Annotated in this window: 25 protein-coding genes; all 25 read right to left on the minus strand. The window is 42.1% G+C overall.

Annotation, left to right across the window (positions count from 1 at the left end):
* Positions 1 to 15 precede the first annotated feature (15 nt).
* Positions 16 to 2046, minus strand: coding sequence for a glycosyltransferase (locus tag ACX1C1_RS05105; protein WP_458956052.1), 2031 nt, complete (start codon positions 2044 to 2046; stop codon positions 16 to 18).
* 22 nt (positions 2047 to 2068) lie between these two features.
* On the minus strand, positions 2069 to 3181 hold the full coding sequence (locus ACX1C1_RS05110) for a polysaccharide pyruvyl transferase family protein (RefSeq protein WP_458956053.1): 1113 nt from the start codon (positions 3179 to 3181) through the stop codon (positions 2069 to 2071).
* Positions 3171 to 4535 carry a radical SAM protein gene (locus tag ACX1C1_RS05115; RefSeq protein ID WP_458956054.1) on the minus strand — a complete coding sequence of 455 codons (1365 nt, stop codon included), beginning with the start codon at positions 4533 to 4535 and terminating at the stop codon, positions 3171 to 3173. Before ACX1C1_RS05115 ends, ACX1C1_RS05110 begins: the two co-directional genes overlap by 11 nt.
* A gap of 288 nt (positions 4536 to 4823) precedes the next feature.
* A complete protein-coding gene (gene pseB / locus ACX1C1_RS05120; RefSeq protein WP_458957597.1) occupies positions 4824 to 5801 on the minus strand; it encodes a UDP-N-acetylglucosamine 4,6-dehydratase (inverting) in 978 nt (325 codons plus the stop codon).
* A 37-nt stretch (positions 5802 to 5838) separates the two neighbouring features.
* Entirely contained in the window at positions 5839 to 7686 is a 1848-nt protein-coding gene (locus ACX1C1_RS05125) for a motility associated factor glycosyltransferase family protein (RefSeq protein ID WP_458956055.1), read from the minus strand.
* Positions 7687 to 7688: 2 nt separating this feature from the next.
* Complete coding sequence (locus tag ACX1C1_RS05130; protein ID WP_458956056.1) at positions 7689 to 8063, minus strand: hypothetical protein; 375 nt, start codon at positions 8061 to 8063, stop codon at positions 7689 to 7691.
* A gap of 118 nt (positions 8064 to 8181) precedes the next feature.
* The gene (locus tag ACX1C1_RS05135; protein WP_458956057.1) at positions 8182 to 8991 is read right to left on the minus strand and encodes a flagellin N-terminal helical domain-containing protein; all 810 of its coding nucleotides are present in this window, start codon (positions 8989 to 8991) and stop codon (positions 8182 to 8184) included.
* Positions 8992 to 9096: 105 nt separating this feature from the next.
* Positions 9097 to 9495, minus strand: coding sequence for a hypothetical protein (locus ACX1C1_RS05140; RefSeq protein ID WP_458956058.1), 399 nt, complete (start codon positions 9493 to 9495; stop codon positions 9097 to 9099).
* On the minus strand, positions 9488 to 9877 hold the full coding sequence (gene fliS, locus ACX1C1_RS05145; protein WP_458956059.1) for a flagellar export chaperone FliS: 390 nt from the start codon (positions 9875 to 9877) through the stop codon (positions 9488 to 9490). Before fliS ends, ACX1C1_RS05140 begins: the two co-directional genes overlap by 8 nt.
* Before the next feature lie 29 nt (positions 9878 to 9906).
* Complete coding sequence (fliD, locus tag ACX1C1_RS05150) at positions 9907 to 11277, minus strand: flagellar filament capping protein FliD (RefSeq protein ID WP_458956060.1); 1371 nt, start codon at positions 11275 to 11277, stop codon at positions 9907 to 9909.
* 22 nt (positions 11278 to 11299) lie between these two features.
* Positions 11300 to 11683: a flagellar protein FlaG gene (locus tag ACX1C1_RS05155; protein WP_458956061.1), complete on the minus strand. Its 384-nt coding sequence runs from the start codon at positions 11681 to 11683 to the stop codon at positions 11300 to 11302.
* Positions 11684 to 11708: 25 nt separating this feature from the next.
* Complete coding sequence (gene csrA / locus ACX1C1_RS05160) at positions 11709 to 11951, minus strand: carbon storage regulator CsrA (protein WP_458956062.1); 243 nt, start codon at positions 11949 to 11951, stop codon at positions 11709 to 11711.
* Complete coding sequence (gene fliW / locus ACX1C1_RS05165; RefSeq protein WP_458956063.1) at positions 11945 to 12397, minus strand: flagellar assembly protein FliW; 453 nt, start codon at positions 12395 to 12397, stop codon at positions 11945 to 11947. Before fliW ends, csrA begins: the two co-directional genes overlap by 7 nt.
* A gap of 32 nt (positions 12398 to 12429) precedes the next feature.
* Positions 12430 to 13320: a flagellar hook-associated protein FlgL gene (gene flgL, locus ACX1C1_RS05170; RefSeq protein WP_458956064.1), complete on the minus strand. Its 891-nt coding sequence runs from the start codon at positions 13318 to 13320 to the stop codon at positions 12430 to 12432.
* A gap of 11 nt (positions 13321 to 13331) precedes the next feature.
* The gene (gene flgK / locus ACX1C1_RS05175) at positions 13332 to 14912 is read right to left on the minus strand and encodes a flagellar hook-associated protein FlgK (RefSeq protein WP_458956065.1); all 1581 of its coding nucleotides are present in this window, start codon (positions 14910 to 14912) and stop codon (positions 13332 to 13334) included.
* 33 nt (positions 14913 to 14945) lie between these two features.
* A complete protein-coding gene (locus tag ACX1C1_RS05180; RefSeq protein WP_458956066.1) occupies positions 14946 to 15497 on the minus strand; it encodes a flagellar protein FlgN in 552 nt (183 codons plus the stop codon).
* A gap of 4 nt (positions 15498 to 15501) precedes the next feature.
* A complete protein-coding gene (gene flgM / locus ACX1C1_RS05185; RefSeq protein ID WP_458956067.1) occupies positions 15502 to 15765 on the minus strand; it encodes a flagellar biosynthesis anti-sigma factor FlgM in 264 nt (87 codons plus the stop codon).
* Between the two features lie 168 nt (positions 15766 to 15933).
* On the minus strand, positions 15934 to 16356 hold the full coding sequence (locus tag ACX1C1_RS05190; RefSeq protein ID WP_458956068.1) for a TIGR03826 family flagellar region protein: 423 nt from the start codon (positions 16354 to 16356) through the stop codon (positions 15934 to 15936).
* Between the two features lie 121 nt (positions 16357 to 16477).
* Positions 16478 to 17035 carry a ComF family protein gene (locus tag ACX1C1_RS05195; protein ID WP_458956069.1) on the minus strand — a complete coding sequence of 186 codons (558 nt, stop codon included), beginning with the start codon at positions 17033 to 17035 and terminating at the stop codon, positions 16478 to 16480.
* A gap of 275 nt (positions 17036 to 17310) precedes the next feature.
* A complete protein-coding gene (locus tag ACX1C1_RS05200) occupies positions 17311 to 18285 on the minus strand; it encodes a helicase-related protein (RefSeq protein WP_458956070.1) in 975 nt (324 codons plus the stop codon).
* Positions 18286 to 18534: 249 nt separating this feature from the next.
* Positions 18535 to 19119 (minus strand): hypothetical protein, encoded by a 585-nt coding sequence (locus ACX1C1_RS05205; protein WP_458956071.1) that lies wholly within the window; start codon positions 19117 to 19119, stop codon positions 18535 to 18537.
* The gene (locus tag ACX1C1_RS05210; RefSeq protein WP_458956072.1) at positions 19055 to 19573 is read right to left on the minus strand and encodes a hypothetical protein; all 519 of its coding nucleotides are present in this window, start codon (positions 19571 to 19573) and stop codon (positions 19055 to 19057) included. Before ACX1C1_RS05210 ends, ACX1C1_RS05205 begins: the two co-directional genes overlap by 65 nt.
* 1 nt (position 19574) lies before the next feature.
* Positions 19575 to 20069 (minus strand): hypothetical protein, encoded by a 495-nt coding sequence (locus ACX1C1_RS05215; RefSeq protein ID WP_458956073.1) that lies wholly within the window; start codon positions 20067 to 20069, stop codon positions 19575 to 19577.
* Between the two features lie 166 nt (positions 20070 to 20235).
* On the minus strand, positions 20236 to 20832 hold the full coding sequence (locus ACX1C1_RS05220; RefSeq protein ID WP_458956074.1) for a replication-relaxation family protein: 597 nt from the start codon (positions 20830 to 20832) through the stop codon (positions 20236 to 20238).
* Positions 20774 to 21796, minus strand: a complete 1023-nt coding sequence (locus ACX1C1_RS05225) for an FtsK/SpoIIIE domain-containing protein (protein WP_458956075.1) — start codon at positions 21794 to 21796, stop codon at positions 20774 to 20776. Before ACX1C1_RS05225 ends, ACX1C1_RS05220 begins: the two co-directional genes overlap by 59 nt.
* Between the last annotated feature and the right edge of the window lie 117 nt (positions 21797 to 21913).

A 21913-nucleotide genomic window follows, 5' to 3' on the forward strand; every position in this document is an offset into this window, starting at 1 on the left:
AGCAATCATCCCTTCTTAATTATTATAGATGGTGATTAGGCGATTATTTACCTTTTCTTTTAATTGACTAAATATTTCACGTTCAAATGTAGCAGAAGAAATTAAAATAGGAGTTTCAGTATTCGCCTCATCGATGGATAATATCGAAAAATTATTCATAAAAAGCTTTCCCCACATTGATGAATTACTATCGATAATACCTTTAACAAACATATGAAGTGTTGGACATTGAGTGAGAAGTTCTTTAGTATGCAAACCTGCACCATATATATAAATATCTTGCTGCACAAGTTGATGTAAAAAACCATCAACTTTAACCTTGACCATATCAACAATAAACTGTTCTTTAGTCGAGTACTCTGTCATGCCACCATGCAAAATGCACTCACGATTCTTTTTAAAGAAGTCACCTTTATAAAATAGACCGCCTATTGAAGTATTTACAAGCTTCTGTCCTCTATCCTGAACACTTGAAATACTCGAAAAGAACTTTGTTCCATTATCTTTTTGTAACAAAACTGTACTCGCGAGTATATCGGTGTTAACCCCTTTATAAAGCATTATTTCAAAAAATTTACTTTCAACTTCATAACCTGATCGCTCTATAAAAACAATATCAGTATCTGAAACCTGAAGATTAACTGCTTCCTCAAAAGAAACTTCTTCAGTTAATTCATTGATCTTACTAGAGACTATAATTAATTTTTGATTCGGAATATCTAACTTTGGCAATAGTTTATCTTTTATTATTTCAGCGTGTTGAAACTCTTTAGAGCCCCATACAAAACTAGGTACGTCCATTTGATTAAAATAAAGAATCTTATCTTTATTCTTCTCATAGTAACTGATAGCTTTTCCATAGACTTTATTATATTGTTCCACAATTATATTATGATCAAAATATTTTAAACAAAATTTTCGAGAATTCTCAGCAAATTTCCCCCTTAACTGTTGATCCATTACTAGTCGTAAAGTGTACTCGTACAATTGCTCGAGGTCATGTTTCGAAGCTATATATCCAGTAATCTCATGCTCAACTAATTCAGGAATACCACCCGTATTAAAGGTAACAATCGGAATACCACAAGCCATTGCTTCAGAGATGACTAATGGACAAGTGTCTGCAAGAGAGGGAAACATATAAATATCAAATGTATTATATACCTCAGCCATTTCTTGTTCGCTGGATATATACCCTACATCAAAAAGATTATCGTTAATAAATCCCTTTCTTTCCCCACCAACACTCACTAGTAAAACTTCATGGCCCTCTTTAATTAATCGTTCCATGACTGCCTGAACATATTTTCCACCTTTACGCTCTTGTGAAAAAGCACCTCCATTGGCAACTGTGCCGATAATAATTTTATCTGTAGGAATCCCATACTTCTTCTTCAACATTTCTTTGCTTAATGGACGATAAACAGCAATATCTACACCGTTTAAAATCGTTTCCATAGGCTGACTCATTAAAATTCCTTTTCTAGCAATATTCTCTATCCATTTTGCCACTGGAACAATAAATAATTTCGACTTATTGTAAATATCCTTTTTCTCTCTCCAATTTAATGCAGTACGATCGCTCTTTATTGCTGGGTATTCTTTTAAATTAGAGCAATTCCCGCATCCGAATTGCCAACTGTTACAGTCAAATGCATAGGAACAATGCCCCGTAACACTCTGCATGTCATGAAGCGTCCAAATAATAGGTTTGAAGTGAGACAACACGGAAATTGCATAAGGATTAAAATAATAACCATGCATATTATGTAAATGAATAATGTCAGCTTTCCGAAAAAGCGGATTATTTATGAGATTAAATACTCCATTGTATTCATAATCAAGCATTCCTTTTGAATCAACATACTGCTTCCCGTCAATATCAATCCCGTTATCAAACGGAAATGTGTAATTTGATGAAATTTCTTTATTGTTTACGATTGCTTTTGAAGAATGTCCCAGATTGTTTTGTGCAACAATTAAACGATCCATTACTTTTGCTGCTCCGCCACGTAAATCATTCGTGTTAATATGCAGTATTTCCATATTGCAATCATCCTCTATACACTTATATTAGCTTTGCGATTTGAGTGCTAATAATATTGTTTACATTATTCCAATTTACATCGTGTTTCCCCGTAGTTTCAGCTTTAATTTTATCAATATTCTTCTTAAAGTCACCAATTCGAAGTACCTTTCTCGATAGATCTAACATATTAAGAACTCCCGTAATTTTCCCATCATCTATTTGATAGTCTAATGCAATAAAATCTGTTTCCAAAGCTATAGCAAATACAACCGAATGAAATCTCATTGCAAAGACCTTATCTGCATATTTGAAATAATTAACTGCTTCATTTATCGAATACTCATGACCAATAATCTGCACATCATTCCATAGTTCATACTTTTCACATAGTTCTAAAAAATACTCTCGATCGTCGTTACCAATGTAATAGTTGTGCATTGGAAATAGTATAACTTTCACACCTAGTTCTTTATAATCTTTAATAGTATCAAAAATAAATTTTTCGAAGTATTCAACTATCTCCTCATACTCATTGTCGTTAATCCCAAAAGAGTACATTCTGGGCCATTTTCTTAGACAAAACATAACATATGGTGATCCTATCAACGCGTCACCTATATTACTTTTCACACTGTAGAGATAGTTAAAGGCAGGATCAATTGCCACACTGTACTGATGATCACCTATCAAACTTCTATATTTCTCAGGAGTATAGTAATCTCGGAATTGTATTTCATCCGAATGTAATAAAATTTCGGAAAAAACATAACTGTATTTGTCTACATTTAAAGGTCCTACTCCACATGAATATAAAATGGTCTTTTTACCTAACCTTTTAGCATTATGGAATATTTCCAATACATATATCATCTCATCTATATCACATAAAGGCCCCCCCCCCATTATAAATACGTCATTATTCTGAATGAATATCATATCTTGCTTCATAGAATAAAAGTCTAATACCTTTAATCCTTGATATCCTAGATCAATAATAGTTAGTCTAGTGTAATCAACATTAAGTGAAAGCAAGGTTATATCCTCAAGTAAGACTCCATTTTTTAAAACATTTCCTAAAATACCAGCCAATATTGCTTTATCGCCTAATGTTTCTGTCCCATACCAGCCTAGGATTACAACCTTATTGTTCAATTATTTCACCTCGTAATCTGTACTCTGCTATATAATTATTTAGCTCCTTCTGAACTTTGTAGTTCCTAGACAAAATATCAATTATCATTTTGGAACCAGCTTCAGTATATGGACCGGAATAATCATGAATACAATTTTTACAGTTCATTTTTGCACTTTCCAGTTTATCCTTATTATCTTCAAGAAAACTACAGTCATATTCATTACCATCATTGATATTACCTATTTTTTCACTGAAAGGAAAACAAAAGTGAATATTTCCATAAGGATCTAAAGATACACCCTCTGAAGTTTGGTATTGACACCCCGCGACTCTATTTCCGTTTTTAAGAATATTAATTAGTGAGTAATAATGCATTTTTTTTTCGAGTTTTTGTTCATAGTTATTAATAAGGTTTTCAAAAAATTTAATCAGAAGTAATTTTTCTTGATCATTAAACGTAAAATTACTAGTAAGGTCATTATTATACAACCTAGCAATTGGCGCTGCTAATCTGTATCTAATGTATACGTTATGTTTTTTCGCGAACATATAGTTATCCCATAAAGAATTAATATTAAATTTTGTAATAGTTGTGCTAATTTCATTAACTATGCCTAAGTCATTTAATTTCACAAAATTAGTGTACATAAGATTAAATGCACCATTTTTCCCGCGATTTAAATCATGAATATTCCCTACACCATCAATCGAAACTTGAAGTGAAAATAATATTGCTTTACTATCTAAATACTTTTTTATTTGAAGCACTCTTTCGTGGGTTTGATTCATACTACAATTAGTGATAATAGACAAACTTTTTAAGCTTGGAGTATTTTCAACCATTTCAGTTATAAGTAGCTCTAGATCCTTTCGTACAAAAGGTTCTCCTCCACTTATACCTATGTGACTTAACCTTTTAAACAATGGCTTATTAAAAATTTTACCAATCTCAACAGGTGTTAAATCCTTATGTGCTGCATATTCTGGTTTCCATACATTACACATTGCACATCTAAAGTTGCATTTGTTTGTCACTGGAAAATTTATAACTGTAGGGTAGACAATATCTTTCTTTGCTTGCGATGCATTTGCACTAAAATACAACTCATGATGAACAAAATCTATACCTTCTTTTAAATTAAAGTTAAGCTTAAGCTGATCACTAATTTCCGTATAATACATAGAAGCAATAATAATTAAAACAGATTTCTCCTCTTTTAATTTGATAGGAGGATGAATTTCTAATGTTTGTATCCTCCCCCCCCATTTTTTTTCATTATTATCAACAACATAATTAATTCCCTCATAATTAATTTGCGCCAGAAAGTCGATTGCTGCCTGTCCAGATCCAAACAATATTTTTTTTCTCATTTAATCTCCTCGTATAATTGTACTTGTAAGATCTTTTTGATTTGTTTGCAACTGAACCTAACGTTAAAATTGATTGATTGGAACATCCAATCGAGGCCCCTTCTGGAGTGCAAAGCTGCATCCGTATTGTAACCGAAAGGCAAGGAACGGTAGTCGGGGCGAATGGTATGAGAGAAGCTACGGCTCTCACTTCCTTCATTCCCTGTTGTACCGCTACACCTCGCTTGAGGAAGCTGGAGCCGATCATCAATTATCACTGTTACAGTCTCACTCTATTGTTATAATTATCTACATCTCCTTCACAATCTCCTGTAAATCCTCTACCGTCAGCCATCTATTATTGATGGCACTATTGTATTCAAAGCCCTCAGGCAATGCTTTTCCCGTCATCTTTTCCGAAGTCCACCAGCTAAATTCAGGTGCAATAACATAATGGTCGTCAAATTCAAAGGTATGGCGAGCATCATCAATTGTAATCATGGTCTCATGCAGCTTTTCACCAGGACGAATACCAACAATATTAATATCGCATTCCGGTCCTATCGCTCTAGCCAGATCGATGATATTCATGCTTGGAATTTTCGGAACGAACAGCTCTCCACCTCGCATACGTTGCAAATTATCAATAACGAATTGCACACCTTGATCTAAGGTAATCCAAAAACGGGTCATACGTTCATCGGTAATTGGCAACACGCCGGTATGTTTAATTTGCTGAAAAAATGGCACCACGCTGCCGCGACTTCCAACTACATTGCCATATCGAACTACAGAAAATTTGGTTTGTTTTGTACCTGCGTATGTATTCGCGGCAATGAATAATTTATCTGATGCAAGCTTGGTCGCTCCATAGAGATTGACAGGCGCTGCTGCCTTATCTGTAGATAAGGCTATAACCTTCTCGACGGCACAATCTATTGCGGCCTCAATAATGTTTTGCGCCCCATTAATATTTGTCTTGACTGCTTCAAACGGATTATATTCGCAAGCATCCACATGCTTCATGGCAGCGGCATGAATAACATAGTCCACGCCATCGAAGGCGCGATACAAACGATCTTTATCTCTAACATCACCAATAAAATAGCGCAAGCGATGCTCCGCGCCAAATTCCCTGCGCATTTCATATTGCTTCAACTCATCGCGACTAAATACAATAACCTTCTTAACATTAATGTCTAATAGCCTTTTAATGAAGGTCTTGCCGAATGACCCGGTCCCCCCCGTTATTAGCACTGTCTTGTTAGCAAAAAGATCATTCTTCATCAATCCTCACCAATCCTCACAGCGTGATAGGTACGACTTACTTTACATGATTCAATAATGCCAGATATTCCTGGTTTAAACTATCTAGTCTCCGTTTCATATCCGAAATAAATTTACCTAGCGTTTGCTGAAGCAATAGTGACTTTTTAATCATATCGGTTTCCTTAAATACGTCTAGGATCTTTCGATCGTATACATTTATTTCATTCGCCATCATTTCTTCGACAAGTTCTTTAAAGATCGGATGTCTAATGACTGGTTTCCATTTCTCCTCAATAGCTCTCAGTATTTTTTCCGCTTTCGCCTCATTGGTCGAGCTAAGCTCAACTAGCTTGTCCAAGTCTCTGCCGATAACATTACACGTTTTCATAAACGCTTCAAAAGCTTGAACGATTTCAATCGTTCTTTCGCGCACATCCTTAAAGTCTGGGTGTCCCTTGATCCCTGCACTAGATATTATAGATTTGATAGATCCATAATCATGCATAGCCCCTGTGTATTGTTTACATGCCTGATCTAGACTCATAAAATCCGCCCCTTTTATAACAGCGCCCTTTGACGATGCGTTAATAAAGGTCGTATTAGGGAATTTTTCGATGATGGATTGAATATTTTCTAACGTCGTTTTCATGCTTAACGTTGACGGATTTTTACCTCCCTCTACATTATCCACTTCTAATGACAATTGATTCTCGGATTTCCTATTAGTATGATTACTAAGGTGCTTAGCTCCCGGTGAATACATTGCTCCTCCCGGGTACGAGAGATCTTGACCAGTAAACACTACCGTGCTGGCTCCAAGGTATATAGCTGCTTGAATAGCCGTCCCTGTCACGGAATAAGTCGGCTCAAACGTATAATCTTTCTCATAGCTATCAACAAATTTATTAATAATGATATCGTTCGAATAATAAGCGAATACGTTGTTCTCGTTATGCACCTCTATAATTTGATGGTGAATTTGCGGCATATACAATAGAGGAATATGATTCACATTATTTCTTGTGAAGACATTTAGGTTAACGACGCCTGGATCCATGGATACAATCAAATGCGGCTCTACGCCCAAATGGACGAGCGATTGAATACTAGAGCCTGCCGCAATAATCAGACAGGAATCCTTCATTTTTTTCAGCTGCTCAATATCGTATTGCAGGGAAGGTCCTCCGCCTACAACGATAGCCGTACTTCCAGGAAATTCGCCTTTCAGGATAGCCAAGGAAGGAGTGTTGTTCATTTGAATCATATTGCGGAGGCTGTTCCGAAACATTTGGCCGCCAAACCTTTCGTAGAACCCTCTTCTCACCATTTTACTGATCGTAATCTTTTCTATTAACTTTAGAAATACGAGAAAGAGCTCCGTATTTATAGTTCTATAAATCGGTATATCCAGCACCTGCAGCGGAAATTTCGCATAATAGTACAAGAAGTGCATATAGCGATTCAACACTTCCTTTGACTTCCCGATAGATATATTGACAATGTTCTTATGTGTAAATAACTCTTCTGCATTAATGACTTTTAAAGCCTCTACAAAGATTCCAATCTCGGGCTCGTATATAAACAGCTTTGCCTGCGGATATTTATTAATTAATTGTGTCAAATGATAGGTCAAGCCTAAGCCATAGACAACAAAATCGGTCTCGATTTTGTCATCAAACTGATAGGCTTCTAACCAGCGTTCGCATTCATATTGCGGATCGAATTTGCTATATAACAGAAAAGATTTCTGCTGCGTATTATATTGAATATTAACGGCATGTTCCGTTGTAAGTTGAAATGAAGGATCATGCTCCGAATCGGACAAATAAGACATGACTTCATCGAATACATTCGTTTGATGTTCTTTCAGGTAGAACAGATTGCTATCGAATAAGCTGGTCATGTCTAGGCGTTCCCCTTCATAGCTGAAGATATCTTCTGAAGTTGTTCCGGAATCTCATATTTCAAAATATCTGCAAGAGCCACCCAACGTTCTTGAGAGAGCAATAACTGGAATTGCTCCGGTAGCAGCATCAATTCTTGTACATGCAACATAACGCTCTCCCTCAAAGCGGGAGCAAATTCAACACTAGATTCGACCGTAATAATTATGGCTTGGGAAATGTCAAAAAAGCCGTTAAGATACTGCTGAAAAATAACAATTGTGTCTGCCTGAAGACCATCATATAATAGATCTCCCACTGATCGGCTGGCCTGTTCCAGATTCATTATGTATTGCTTCACCTCATCGGCCATTTCCTTCCACTCTGCTTGATTCATTGCTCCGCACCCCTTCCCTAAACGTCTATCTTCTTTATTTATCGGTTGTTTTATCTCAAGATATTAACAAAAAAAGCCGCCTATTGGCGGCCTTTTTCTGGAAATCGGGTACTGCGTATTATCCAAGAAGCTTAAGAACGTTTTGTGGTACCGAGTTAGCTTGGGCAAGCATCGAAGTGCCAGCTTGTACTAGAATTTGGTTCTTCGTGAACGAAGTCATCTCAGCAGCCATGTCAGCGTCACGGATACGGGAATGTGCAGCGGACAAGTTTTCTTTGTTAACGCCGAGGTTATTGATTGTGTGCTCCAGACGGTTTTGAACAGCACCGAATGTAGCGCGTTGCTCGGAAACGGACTCGATTGCCTTTTCGATTAATGCAATTGCATCGCTAGCACCAGAAGCAGAGCTCAGGCTGATTGAACCCACACCGAGTGCCGATGCGCCCATCTCTCCACGACTTACCGAGATCGTGTCAGTCGAGTTAACGCCAACTTGGAATTTAATCGCGCTTGCCGTATTCAACAGCTCGATACCATTGAATTTAGTTCCGCTAGCGATGTTGCTGATTTCGCTAAGAAGTTCTGCAACCTCTAGTTGGATCTTCCCGCGATCTGCAGAAGCATACGTGCCGTTAGCCGCTTGGTTAGCAAGTGTGTTCAGACGTTGCAGCATAGCGTGAGTTTCAGTCAATGCACCCTCAGCTGTTTGGATCAGGGAGATGCCGTCTTGAGCATTACGGGATGCTTGGTTCATACCGTTGATTTGGAAACGCATTTTTTCGGAGATTGCAAGACCAGCAGCATCGTCAGCCGCGCGGTTGATGCGGTATCCAGAAGAAAGTTTTTCCATTGTTTTGTTCATTTGCGTGTTGCTCGAAGTCAAGTTACGGTGTGCGTTCATCGCGCCAACGTTAGTGTTAATAAACATAATAATCATCCTCCATGATAGGTTATTAGCGCCACATCCTTGTGGTCACAATAGTATTATCGGATCAATTCCATCATTTGTTTATAGCCTTTTAAAAAAAGAATGCTATTTTTTGTCGTCAATAAAATACGAGATAACATCGCTGTAATTAACGCCGCCATACGTTTGTAATGTCTTGCGGTGGACCGAGACTTGCTGCATTTCGCTCGAAGCTTCACCGTACCATCCGCTTAGAATCTTCTGCAATTGCTCATTCAAAGACTGTAGCTCTCGGATATAGTCGGTTATTTCCGTTTGTCTGCTGGCCACTATTTCGTTGTAGAAGCTCTCTTCCAGCCGAATTTCATTAATAAGAGCCTGAGGCGCCAGCTTTTGGCGTTCAAGCTCCCTAATGTCGGAAATTTGTTCATCGTACTTTTCCTTAGATGCAAGGGAAAGCTGCAATTGCTGTATGGATAAGAGTTTCTCATAGCTCTCAAGAAGTTGCTGACCCGTTCTATCCATTCATCGCCACTTCCCTGCCTATTGCCTGCCATGCTTCACGGATATCCTTAACGATGACAATTGCCTCTTCTATGGGCTCGACTCTCTTCTGAATATTCGCTTGTACGAGCAGGTCAATCGTATAGCGGTATATACTATTAAGATTTGTTGCAACCTCTTGCCCTTGTTCGAAGTTGAGACAAGCTATCAATTCGTTCATAATATCTTGGGCCCGAGTCAATGATAAGTTGGTAGCCGCGATATCCTGAGCTTGAACATTGGCGATCGATTGATTCATAAACCGAATCGCTCCATCGTATAGCATCGTAATTAGGCGGTGCGGAGATGCCGTCTCATAATTATTTTTCTGATAGGCTTGATATCCATTAAAGTTTGAGATCACAGTACCTTCATCCCCTTAGCTTACACTAATTACTTCTTAGCGGAACTAATTAATGATTCAAATTGAGAAGTTAACCATTCTTGTTGATTCTTAAGCGACGACATCATGACTTCCATATTGCTGAATTGTGCTTTTAGGCGCATTTCTGATAACTCGAGCTTACGCTCCATATTTACCATTCGCTCATCAACAATCTTGATTTCGGCATCATATCCGGTGACTCTCATCGCAAGAATGCCTTTGGTGGAGCTTGTATAGCTGGTTATTGTTGATTTCATATCTTTCATTCGATCAGTAAATACAGAGACAACTTTATCCGGGCTTGACGTCAGGGCTTTTTCGAACGCAGCTTTATCAAAGGTAATCTTTCCTGTCATCTGGCTACCGGACGTAAACCCCTTATCGATACTTAGGCCCAGTTGTTCCATGAAACCTGCGGATGCGCCGCTACCCACCATTTGTGTGAACGAGTTGTACAGAACGTTTTGAATCGACCTTAAGGTTGAATCGCCTTGTAGCGGGTTGGTTAACTCCTCGTTAGCAGGTTTAGCGAGATTATCTTTTACAACCGTAATGAGATCATTATACGCCGTGACAAACGAATCTATCTTCTTAGTAATGCTTTCGACATCCCTGCCGACTTTAAGCGTAGAGTCGCCGATGCCCTGCAAATTAATCGTTACTCCGTCGGCGATTTCGAACTCGTTGGAGTCGCTCTTAATCGTCACGCCGTCAATCGTGATGCTTGCTTTTTCTCCTGTTCCAGCTACTTTCGAACTGTTAATAGCAGGTGATAGAGTACCGCCGGAAAAACTAAATCCGACATTTTGCCCCTTTTCGGATGTTATGCTGAGCGCGTACTCATCTGTCCCAGTATTGATAAGGGAGGCCTTGCCGCCGTATATAGCCGTGTCTCCATTAATTTTCTGCACTAGAGCTTGCAGAGCTTCTTTATTGTTAGTGAAATTGCCCAGCGTGTTGGTATCGATACTTATGGTCTTATTGTCTGCCGGGTCACCAATCGTAAAAGTAGCCCCGTTCAACGAAGTCCCTGCACCCGTTAATCCAGTCGCAACCTGAATCTCGCTTTTGGCAAGGTTATTGACCGTAATCGAATAATTACCCGCTTTGGCCGTGTCGGCGATCGTAGCCGTTCCAACACTGCCGTTAGAGAATATGCCTTTATTCTTCTTAAAGGTAGCGTCCAGATTCAAATCCGCCAACGAGGTCTCCAGCGCCTTCAGCTTAGTATTGATAGCACGAAATACACCTTGCTCCGTTTGCAGATTTTTTTTCTTCGTTTCGAGATTCGTATACGGTACTTTTTCTTTGGCAATCAAGTCCTGAATAATCTGTGCCGTATCTAATCCCGAAGCAAGCCCATTAATACTGAATGACATAAGTTATCACCTCACTTAGGTTTTATCGTTTTTCGTCGATGAAGAAGCCTATCATATCCTTTAATTTGGCAGCCAATTCGATCATGTGTTTGCCCGGAATGCTGTCAATAACCTCTTGCGTGCGAGTATCGACTACTTCTACATAAAACTGCTCTGCTTTGTCACTGAACTTGAAACGGAGCGAATGATTCTGTGCCTGAAGCTGTTCGTTGACCTTCTCCACTTCCTTGTGAAGCTTGTCTTTGTCGGCTTCGCTTAGCTCTCCTTTACCCGAACGTTCTGCATGATGAACACCTGGGATTTTCACTTCCGCCTTCGACTTATCTGTGTTGTTATTCGTAGTTGTAAGGCCCGCTTGACTCCAATCTCGATTGGATCCGTCCATTCGATTGATTGACCCTAGCACTGTACATTCCTCCATAAGTGACTATTTATTTTTCCTTAGCCTTGCCAGTCAGAAGATTCATCAGTTGTAAGGATTGCTCCGACTTCTGGCTTCCGGCTTGTATGTTCTCAGCGCGTATGGCATCATACAGCTCTGATCGCATAATCTGAATATTTTTGGGTGCTTCAAAGCCTAATTTGATTACATCACCTTCAACGGCTAAGACATGAAGCTCGATGTCGCTGCCGATCCTGACAACTTCGCCAACCTTGCGTTTGAGCACTAACATGGTTCCGGTCCTTTCATGACAAGAGGCTCGCGGACGGAATAGTTCCCATCATTAATGACGAATTGGCAACCCCTTTGGGTAGAGGGCACAACCAGAATCGGAGCTTTGCCGTTAATATACGGTAGGCCATCGACAATGTGGACGATTAACATCGTAACAACCTCACTCGGCTCCTGAACGCCTAATTGCGACACGGTTTCTTCGTCAACCTGAAAGGAGAACTCCTTCTCCACTTTAATGGCTGGTATCAGCACGAAACTAAGATCCTCTTCCAGAGACTGCAAGATGAACAGTCCCGAATCTGCAAAAGGAAGCAGCCCGTATTTTGTAATAGACGGCAGACCAATAACGCCCTGCGCAAAGTTATATATCTGTTCTTCAGTTAGGGTCACTTCTCCATACGCTGTCTGGAGAAAGGTTTCCGTTCGTGTGGCGCGTTCGCTCACTTCGGCACCTCCGTAATCAGATTCATACATGATTATCGAATATAATCAATCAAGGACACCTGCATAATTCTAGCGCCAGTCGCTAGCGAAGCTTGCAAAACATTTTCCCTTATTTGAAGCTGAATGATCGCATCGGCCATATCAACATCGGCTACCTGACCGCGCAATTCCTTTAGTCCATTTTGTTCATCAAGCAATCGATTCTCTACAAGCTCAAAGCGATTAGTTCTAGCGCCTACCTCAGCCAAATTGATCGCAATGCGATCAGCCGCTGCATCGATTCCGCCTAGTCCTGCTCCCAGTGCATTTACATCATTACTCATGAGGTTGTTGTAAATGTTATCAAGCACTAGGAAGACGTTGTCAGCTGCACCTGCTTCACCGAATATTTGCTCTCCCGTTATGCTCACAGGCACTGTTACGGCTGAACTAACATTCAAATAGTACATGCCTGGATCAGTTTCGTTCGTATTAGCATCTGCCACGGTGTAAGGCTGTGTATCTGTCTTCTGTCCGTTGAACATATATCTGCCGTCATAAGTGCTGTTACCGATAGACACCATCTGCTCGCGCAATTGTTGGATTTCGGCTGCAATTTGCCTGCGAGCATCTTCAGGCATCGTCCCTGTCAATCCTTGTTGAACCAATACGCGGGCTCTCTGCAGCACTTCCGTTGCTTGCTGCAAGTTGGAGTCCATTGTATTCAGCCATCCACTACCTGTTCTTGCATTTTCCAGAAACTCCTGGCCTCGGGCTAATTCAGTATCGTATCTCATCTGATACCCGATACCTACAGGATCATCGCCAGGACGATGAATACGTTGTCCGGTAGCCAGCTGGTTCTGCCAATTTGTGATACCTGCATTCGTGTTACGTAAATTGCGAAGCATCTGCGTGTTCTGCATCATTCCTGTTACGCGCATCTTATATCCTCCTATCTACCTACAAGCCCCATTTGGTTGATAACCCGGTCTAGCATTTCGTCGACTGCTGTCATATTTCTAGCGGCTGCATTGTACGCATGCTGGAACTTAATCATATCTGCCATTTCTTCGTCCAACGAAACACCGCTGACCGATTGTCTTCTCATTTCGACTCCATCAACCAAATCCAACTGATTTGTATAATTGCGGGTCGCATTGTTAGCGCGTGTACCTAAGTCGCCTACCATCGCACGGAAATAATCATCCGTCGTTCCTGTAGATAAAGCAGTAAGACTTAGCGGGAAATTAAATTTTTTATCTCGCAAGCTTGTTAGAGCAAGCGCAATATCGCCATTACCCTTAATTGTAATGGAGTCTCCGCTGCCATTGATTTCGAATTTGCCAGACGCCGCTATTTTGCTCGTATCGGACGCTATTGCCGGATTAACTTGCAAATTACCAATGCTGAAGACTCCGCTGCCATCCGTTGTCGTAAAGAATGGCAACCCGCTCTCTGCCGGATCCGACATACTGTATCCTAGCTGGTGCAAGCCATTGAACCCGTTTACGGTTATCGTTACCGATGAAGCAATGCGAGATCCAGCAGGTATGACCGTACCAGCCGTAATCGTCGTACCGTCCTCTAATGTAACATCGTTCTGAGCTGTCATATCGTTAGCGGCTACATAGCCATTAGGCAGGGTTACGTCCACTTCACCGTTAATGAGTGTGTCCATCATCGCGTTAAGCTGGTTACGGATCGTCTGAACCTCTTCTACTGACTTCTTATATCCTGCAAGCTCACCAGCGGTTAAATTAGTTACGTCCCCAGCGGTTAGCGTTGTCGGCGTTTCTCCAGCCACTACCTGGACGCCGCCGCTCAAAACATTAACCATGCCGTTCGCGTCCTCTGAGAATTGCACATCGACGAGACGCGATAATTGATCCATCATCACATCTCTCTGGTCTCTGTAATCATTCGCGTTGTCGCCAACTTGTTCAATTCTGCGAATGATGCCATTGACCTGCGAGATACTTTCGATTAATGAATTGGCTTGCACCAATTTAGCATCAATATTGCTTGCCGCATCCGCTTCCAACGTATCTAGTGAAGAACTCATATGTTTAAGCGTATCGGTCAAATTCGTAGCGGACCCGATTAAATCAATTCTCGCACTAAGCAAGGCGGGATCACGATTCAACACCTCGAGCGAGTTCCAAAACTTATCCATGACTTTACTTAGACCGCTATCCGATGGTTCGTTGACAATTTTCTCGATGGCTTTGATTGCCTGATCGTGAACGTCCCACATACCTAATTGCTGATTTTCTCTGCGGTACTGCAGATCCAGATAATTATCGCGGACCCTAGTTACGCTAACGTACTCTACCCCTTGACCAAGTTGGCCCGGGGTATTAGGTCGAGTCATGCCTGGGAAGGCCAAAGGTCTTGCCGCCGTCATATTGACGCGCTGACGACTATATCCTTCCGTTGATGCATTGGAAATATTATGCCCAAGCGTATTTAACGCTGTCGATTGTACGAACAATGCACGTTTGCTTGTTTCAATTCCGTGGAATGTAGATCTCATCGTACCGCCTCCGTTTCCCTATGTCGCTCTGACTTATCTTCTGACGTCGAACATACCCGGCCTCTTTGTTCCTTGCGGCTGCAAGGTTGGCTTCTTGTACACAACCTCTTCATCGGGAGCCCCGAACATGACGTCAAGCGCAAAGCTGTTATATTCCATAGCCTGCTGAAGGAGTTGTTGATTCAGTTCATTGTTCGCCCTCAGACCTTTAAGGACCTCGTTCATTTCTTCTCTGATACTGGAGAGCTCTTGTCTGTCCGAAGGATTATATGTCATTTTCCCAATCTCAGTGAGCGTTATTTTTAACTTAGGACGCACTCCCTGTTCTCTCTGGAGCTTAATCATCGCCGCACGTGCAATGGGCTCGAATTCCGCCAACTGCTTAAGAAGTTTAGACTCTTGAGACTGCGAAACATTTAATTCATCGATTTTATTATGAATAATTTGATCTTTTTTCTTGCGTGCGATACTGCCCAGGGCTTTGTACAGCTGAAGCATGTTATCCAATGTTTCGATAAGTTCGCGGAAAGCGGACACCTTATCACCGTTCTTTCTGTGGGATATCGTGTGCTGGTGCACGTTCACGAAGCTACTTCAGATATGGTAGCAGCTTCTCCGCAATCTTGCCTGCATCCACGTGATACGTACCCGATGCAACAGAATTCTTCAGCTTTTCAAGCTGCTCCGCGCGTTCGGTCCCATTCAATTTACTGCTTGTTAACATTTCCTTCGCCTCGGCCGAAATTTGTACCTCATCCTTTTGCTTGGCTTTCTTCGCGCCTTCGGAGCGGAATTCCGCTTGCTTGGAATATGGATTCGTGCCGCTAATGCGATTGCTTTCGTTTATCTTCAATTTATCCACCTCATCATTTACAGGGACTAAAAAAGCCGAATACCTTATGCAAGTATTATCGGCTTTAGTCAAGTATTATTTAATAGAAGTTATTCAAAAAGTCCTCTGTACTCCGCGTTGCTATCCCTTTGTCCATCTCAGCATCATCACTTCACTAGTATGAATGATTTATCTGTCTTTATACTGAGACAAACCACGATACGCGATATTCGCCGACGAACGCTTCTCTTCTTCCTTCGTTAGCTTACTCGTTTCGTTCCGTCTCATCTGATTCGTATCCTTGACTAATCGTGCTCGACACTCATCGCAGATATGACTCTCCCGAATTAACGTTCCGCATGACTCGCATGGATACGACAGATTCGGCGCGTTAACCATCGAGATGCGGCCTTCCCGGATGAATTTCGTGATTTGTTTAATCGATACGCCCGTTTGATCAGACAGCTCACCGATCATCGCACCTTTATATTGTCTTAGATAGTCCGAGCATAGCTGATATTCTTTATCGATATCGCGGATACATACCGGACACACATCCCTGAAATTTTTGGCAAAAAGCTTACCGCAACGAGGACAATTATCCAAATTCATCGCTCTTAAACCTCCTTGTCCATAAACTACTTATTACTATAGTTTAACGGATTTTGGACAAGATTTCATTAGTGGAAAATACCGCGTTTATAAGCGTTCCCCCCTGCTCAACAGGGAGGGCTCAAGAATGTGCCCAGGTCAAGACGTATACATCGAGGTCCAATCCACACTTGTTACCGCCTTCTTTGAGCGCCTTGGCGCATGCGCCAGCCGTACTGCCGGTTGTGTAGATATCGTCGATCAGGAGAATACCCATCCGAGATGGAGTGGATCCGAATTGTATGTGTCTCCCCGCGCTCTCGCATAATATCCGAATTTCCGAAAGTCTAGGCGCGAATAACCCTTCTACATCGCGAAGCCGCTGCATTTTGCTCTTGAAGCTCATCTTCTCCGTATGGCGTGTTCGTTCAAGAAGTGAAAGGACAGGCATGCCAACCTTGGAAGCTACATGATTAGCCATAGCCTCTGCCTGATTGAAGCCTCGTTCCTCTGATCGAATTTCACTGATTGGAACAAACGTGATGGCATCCCATCTGCACCCTGGGCTCGCGAGGAGACGTTCGTAAGCAGGCATCAACATCTCGGCCAGAATCGGACCCATTCGCTCAAGTCCCCGATATTTGTACAGAGCTAGCCATTCGCGCATGACGGGATCGTACGAAACTGCGCTGCGATTCAACTGGAATGACCGGTTAGGGAAGTGATAACAATCCTCGCATGTTATCCCTCTGCCACAACGCTTACACCGAATCTCACGAAGCCAAGGTATACTCTCGAGACAACGATGACAAAGGGAGTGCTGGAGGATCCGAGGTGAGTCGTCAAACACGCGATTCTGGCTTCTCTTGCCGCAAGCGACACAATTCGCCCCCTGTGGGGACAACCAGTCTGCTATCACATCGGAGGATGTTATGGATTGCTTCAAGTTAGTCCACAATGAAACGATATGTTTATTCATATCTTATTCCATTCAGCATTCGTGTCTTGCAGGTGCGACAATAGAAATCCACGCTTCGCCGCCATACGATTCATACCTTTGATATGACGCACGGCTTGGAGCTGTGATAGAGTTCGGGCAATAGCAACAAAATAAACCCTGCCCGCCGGGTCATCAGAAGATCTCCCCGCTCGACCCGCCATCTGAACCAAAGAAGCTTCATCGAATAAACGTCCGTCCGCATCGAGAATGAAAACATCACTACGCGGTATCGTCACGCCACGTTCTAATATAGTCGTCGTAACCAACAATCGGGTAGCGGCGCTTCTGAACCGACTCACTTTCTCCGATCGGTATGGATCCTTGGAGGATGTGGCTTCGATCGTCAGCGTAGGCCATAGTTTGCGGAGCAGAACTGCCATCGGCTCAGATTCGGTGATACGCTGCACAAAAACAAATACTTGTGCACCTCTGCCCAAAGAATACTGCAATGCCTGGAAAAGCGAACGTGGTAGCCGTCCTTTGACCAACAACTGACGTACACTCGGCGAGCTCAGCAGCTTCGGCACAGGCAGCGGATGACGATGATAGCGCACAGGCACTCTTGCATGTGCCAGCTTTCCTCTTCGCGCAGCACGCTGCAGCTCGGCAGGAGGGGTTGCCGACAGCAGGAGCGTCGGCGCCCCTTTAAGTCGGCTTTTGTCAGCTGCGTAGTGCAGCATTGGATCTCCGTGGTAGGGATACGCATCAAGCTCATCGACAATGACCAAATCAAATGATTCATGGAATCGCATCAATTGATGCGTGGTCGACAATATAATTGCTCCCTTATCCCAGCGCTGCTCGCTTCCTCCGTACAGTGTTACAACACTGGTGTCCGGGAAGGCCTTTCGAATGCGGGGATCAAGCTCCAGTACGACATCTCTACGCGGAGATGCAATACAAACGCGTCCCCCTCTGCTCACGATGGATTCGACGAGAGGAAAAACCATCTCTGTTTAACTAGGTGTTGTTTAACCTAAGTGGATTTGATTGCTTATTGGAAGGAATGGCGTCAATACAGGGGGATTCGTTGATTATCCATATGAATGTTGACTTGATAATCAGGGGTCAAAAAGTGGTCATGTGGACAAGATGTGAGCAAAATGTTGGCAAAACAATAGATCCTTATAAAGAATAAAGGAGCTATTGTTTTGCTATGACTTATATTAATACTTTCAGACAATTACCTTATTCGAAAATCAATCTTCTTCCTGATTATCCTCGTCAAATGAGTGTATTTTTTTTAAATTATCAATAACTTCACTTAGTTCCGTACTCTCCTTTTCTGTGAGATCCTCATATACCATGTCATCTAAATAATCAACTAAAACGCTTATTAGTCCTATTAGTGAAACCTTATTACATTCAATTACGAGACTGTTTGTATCGTTTCGGTTAAATGTTAATTGAGCCTTTGGTCCATTGTCGTAGAACATTTTGCTTTCGACAGACCTCCAAGACAAAGGACTATCAACAAATAATCTAATACTATACATTCTGAGACCATATCTAACACTTAAAGAATATATCCAATTCAACACATCTATATTAATAGATGTCTTCATTTCATTGTAATCTTTATTAGCGTGGTATATGGCAATTAATAGATTACTAAAATTACTGATTTTCAATATTTTCTTTACTGTTTTATCAAGAATTTCAGGATCACGATTCTGAACCGCATCTCCAATTAAGTTTTCAACGATCCCCATGAGATTACTATTCTCTAGCAGTCCCTCTTCCAACCTCTTTAATGCCGCTAGTACCTTTTCCATCCCTTCCATGCTGTGAGTCCTCCTCAATTAATTTTGAAAAAAAACCTTTTAAGCCTTCGGTTTTTTCATTAGATAATTTCGGGTAAGTAACTGCTCCTTCATCATAATCGGGACTTTCTATCTCACTTATAATTTTTGTAATGCTTATATCTCTCTGAGTGGTCCTGATACTAGTCAGAAATTGTTGTTCATCAGCTGCATGATAGAATCGAATCTCCCGTTTATTCAATAACTTCACTTCTTTGTCACATGAATCAACTTTTCTCGTAAGTTCCTCCAACTGTGTGAGCAATGATGATTGGTTAATTGCCATTTTTATTAGTAGTGTATCTTTATCTTCATTATTCACTTTTTGATTATGCGGACTAGCATGTATTTTTCTTTTTACCGACTGGCTTCTGATATTAATTATTGCAACAAAGACTAATAATAAAAAACTAATCCCCATAATTAAATATGGCACACTATCCCTCCTCCTTATCTTCTCGAGTTGCCGCTGACCCTTGAGATGATTGTGCGCTAGCAGGAGACGGGTCTTCCATTTTAGGAAAAACAAGTCCCAATGCATTTTTTAAATCCTTAAGATTGAACTTCCTATTTAGTCCCTCCACAAGTGGGGCCAATATCCACAGGACTGCTAAACACAAAAACACATGTAGATCGACCGCTTTTATGTATCCACGGAACCAGCCTACCTGTACCAATATATTCAATATTAAACCTATCAAAGCTATTATTAACAAGAGACTGCTAAAAGAAAAAATACCCCTATATCGACAATCCCTTATCCAACTTATAAACATTGTAAAGAAAAAAACCCCCATTATTAAAGAAATTAAAGGAAGTGCTCCGTATTCCAAACCTGAGTCGGCACCTTCATTTGCCCACTTTGTTATTCTCACACTAAACCATGTGGCAATGAATGTTAAGAAAAAAGTGTCGAGTCCGTTAACTTTCAATTGTCTCTTCCCCTTCTATGGTGACCTCATAATTATATGATATGCACTTGGTTTAAATACAAATATTCGATACGGAGAAGGAAATTCCTCCCTCTAACTTGAATCTATTTTAGGTATAACGAAGCGGTACTTCAGTCATTGTTTGAAAAATATTCCATTAAAATATTTACCTCAACTCTCTAAACATCACTACTTCTATCGCCATTCCATCAAAGAGCGCCCGAAGCTGCTTCTGCCTGTATTCAGAGCCGGTAACGAACATTATTGTCGGAAAGTAGCCATGCTTCCGCTGAAATATCTGTGTCTCCCGGAGAGCACGATACTGCGAGCCCTTCCGCTCGTTCTGAGCCATCGTCTGCGTGTTGTCGATCTCCAGAAATACGAACTGCCCGTCACGGCGGAATATTGCATCCGGAATAACCGTCTCCTCGCCCCACTTAATGGGGAATTCGACACGCCAGTACTCCGGTCGGAATCGAATATAAACCTCGTTCCTCAGAAGCGTATGCAGAGTGTGGAGCGTGCGCCGGCGTGCCGTGGAGCTGCCGATTTCTTTACGCCCCTTGGCAGACAGGTAATAGACTTTCTCCTCCAGCTGAAACGAGCTGAGGAGGTCGTTCATATCGTTAAGAATCCGGCTTGTATTGCGTCGACCGCCGAGATCGTGAAGCCGCTGAATTTGTGATGTGGTCAAGAATCCGTGACTATCCAAGCTCTCCAATATTTGAATCCAACGCGTCATCTTCGATTGACCTAGATTCATGTGTTTCGACCGCCTTTCGTTCACAGTTCGCAAGGAGCCCTTTTGCCTGGTCATACGACAAGTAAAACGTCTGAAGCGTTTCATCCTTCGCCTGCTGAAAGATGCAGCGCCCGGGAACGTCCGGCAGCTCCGCCGCATCGTTGTTGTCTAGGATGATACGGCTTTGCATAGCGTCCCTCGTACGGAAACAGATAGATGTTGCTATGTTTGTCTTTATTAGGCCGTCCACGACGTCCGCTGACGGGCGCTGCGTACAAAGGAGTAGGATAACGCCCGCCGCCCGCCCCTTCGCTGAGAGCGTCGTTAAACGTCCCTTAATCGCGCTTTTAATCTCTGCTTCCGGATCCTTCGGCCGCGCCTTCAGATCTGCTAGTTCATCCATGACCAGAATGGCGCGCTTGCCATGCCACTCCTGGGAGCCGCTGCGCTCCATGATTGCATACCGCCGATCCATCTCGGCTTCCACATCATCAACCATCTTCCGGAGTGTCGGCAGCGTTGTGACGAAGCCCTTCGTTAGGACCAAATCGCGGTAAAGGTTCAGCTCAACGCCGCCTTTCAGATCGCATAGGTATAGGTCCGGTTTTGGACCGGTCGCTAACTGCGTGAGGATCGATCGGAGCAATACCGATTTACCGCCCCCGGAAATCCCCCCGACAAGCAAGTGCGGGAAGCTGCCGGCGAAGTCATAGTAGTGCGTTTCATAGCGCCGTGTAGCGCCGATCGCTACGCGGTAGTCATGGCGCTCTGTAACGCTATATGGCAGGCTATCAGGCATGCTGCCGCTGTAAATGTCGATGATCAGACCAGATTCCCAATAGACGTCTATATCAGCGCGTAGCGCCTCTGCTATAGCGCGCTTCTGCTCGATAACCTTTTGACTGCTGAGCCCTGCAGGAAGCCAGCAGAGCAGCCGTGAGCCCCATTCATAATCAATCCGCTTATTGATGGCCGGCAGCACCATTTCCCCACCCTGCTGGACGCCCAGGTTCAGAGCTTTGAACGTAACGTTGAGCGATCGAGTTACGTTTAAAGATGAAAAAGAAAAGAGAGTAGAAATAGAAGTACCAACACAACCAAC

The organism is Paenibacillus sp. strain BS8-2 (assembly GCF_054483835.1).

Excerpts from the sequence above, each read along its gene's own strand:
- ACX1C1_RS05105 (WP_458956052.1), bottom strand. The coding sequence starts at position 2,046 with ATGGAAATACTGCATATTAACACGAATGATTTACGTGGCGGAGCAGCA.
- ACX1C1_RS05115 (WP_458956054.1), bottom strand. The coding sequence starts at position 4,535 with ATGAGAAAAAAAATATTGTTTGGATCTGGACAGGCAGCAATCGACTTT.
- pseB (WP_458957597.1), bottom strand. The coding sequence starts at position 5,801 with ATGAAGAATGATCTTTTTGCTAACAAGACAGTGCTAATAACGGGGGGG.
- ACX1C1_RS05125 (WP_458956055.1), bottom strand. The coding sequence starts at position 7,686 with ATGACCAGCTTATTCGATAGCAATCTGTTCTACCTGAAAGAACATCAA.
- ACX1C1_RS05130 (WP_458956056.1), bottom strand. The coding sequence starts at position 8,063 with ATGAATCAAGCAGAGTGGAAGGAAATGGCCGATGAGGTGAAGCAATAC.
- ACX1C1_RS05135 (WP_458956057.1), bottom strand. The coding sequence starts at position 8,991 with ATGTTTATTAACACTAACGTTGGCGCGATGAACGCACACCGTAACTTG.
- ACX1C1_RS05140 (WP_458956058.1), bottom strand. The coding sequence starts at position 9,495 with ATGGATAGAACGGGTCAGCAACTTCTTGAGAGCTATGAGAAACTCTTA.
- fliD (WP_458956060.1), bottom strand. The coding sequence starts at position 11,277 with ATGTCATTCAGTATTAATGGGCTTGCTTCGGGATTAGATACGGCACAG.
- csrA (WP_458956062.1), bottom strand. The coding sequence starts at position 11,951 with ATGTTAGTGCTCAAACGCAAGGTTGGCGAAGTTGTCAGGATCGGCAGC.
- flgL (WP_458956064.1), bottom strand. The coding sequence starts at position 13,320 with ATGCGCGTAACAGGAATGATGCAGAACACGCAGATGCTTCGCAATTTA.
- flgK (WP_458956065.1), bottom strand. The coding sequence starts at position 14,912 with ATGAGATCTACATTCCACGGAATTGAAACAAGCAAACGTGCATTGTTC.
- ACX1C1_RS05190 (WP_458956068.1), bottom strand. The coding sequence starts at position 16,356 with ATGAATTTGGATAATTGTCCTCGTTGCGGTAAGCTTTTTGCCAAAAAT.
- ACX1C1_RS05200 (WP_458956070.1), bottom strand. The coding sequence starts at position 18,285 with ATGGTTTTTCCTCTCGTCGAATCCATCGTGAGCAGAGGGGGACGCGTT.
- ACX1C1_RS05205 (WP_458956071.1), bottom strand. The coding sequence starts at position 19,119 with ATGGAAGGGATGGAAAAGGTACTAGCGGCATTAAAGAGGTTGGAAGAG.
- ACX1C1_RS05220 (WP_458956074.1), bottom strand. The coding sequence starts at position 20,832 with ATGAATCTAGGTCAATCGAAGATGACGCGTTGGATTCAAATATTGGAG.
- ACX1C1_RS05225 (WP_458956075.1), bottom strand. The coding sequence starts at position 21,796 with ATGGTGCTGCCGGCCATCAATAAGCGGATTGATTATGAATGGGGCTCA.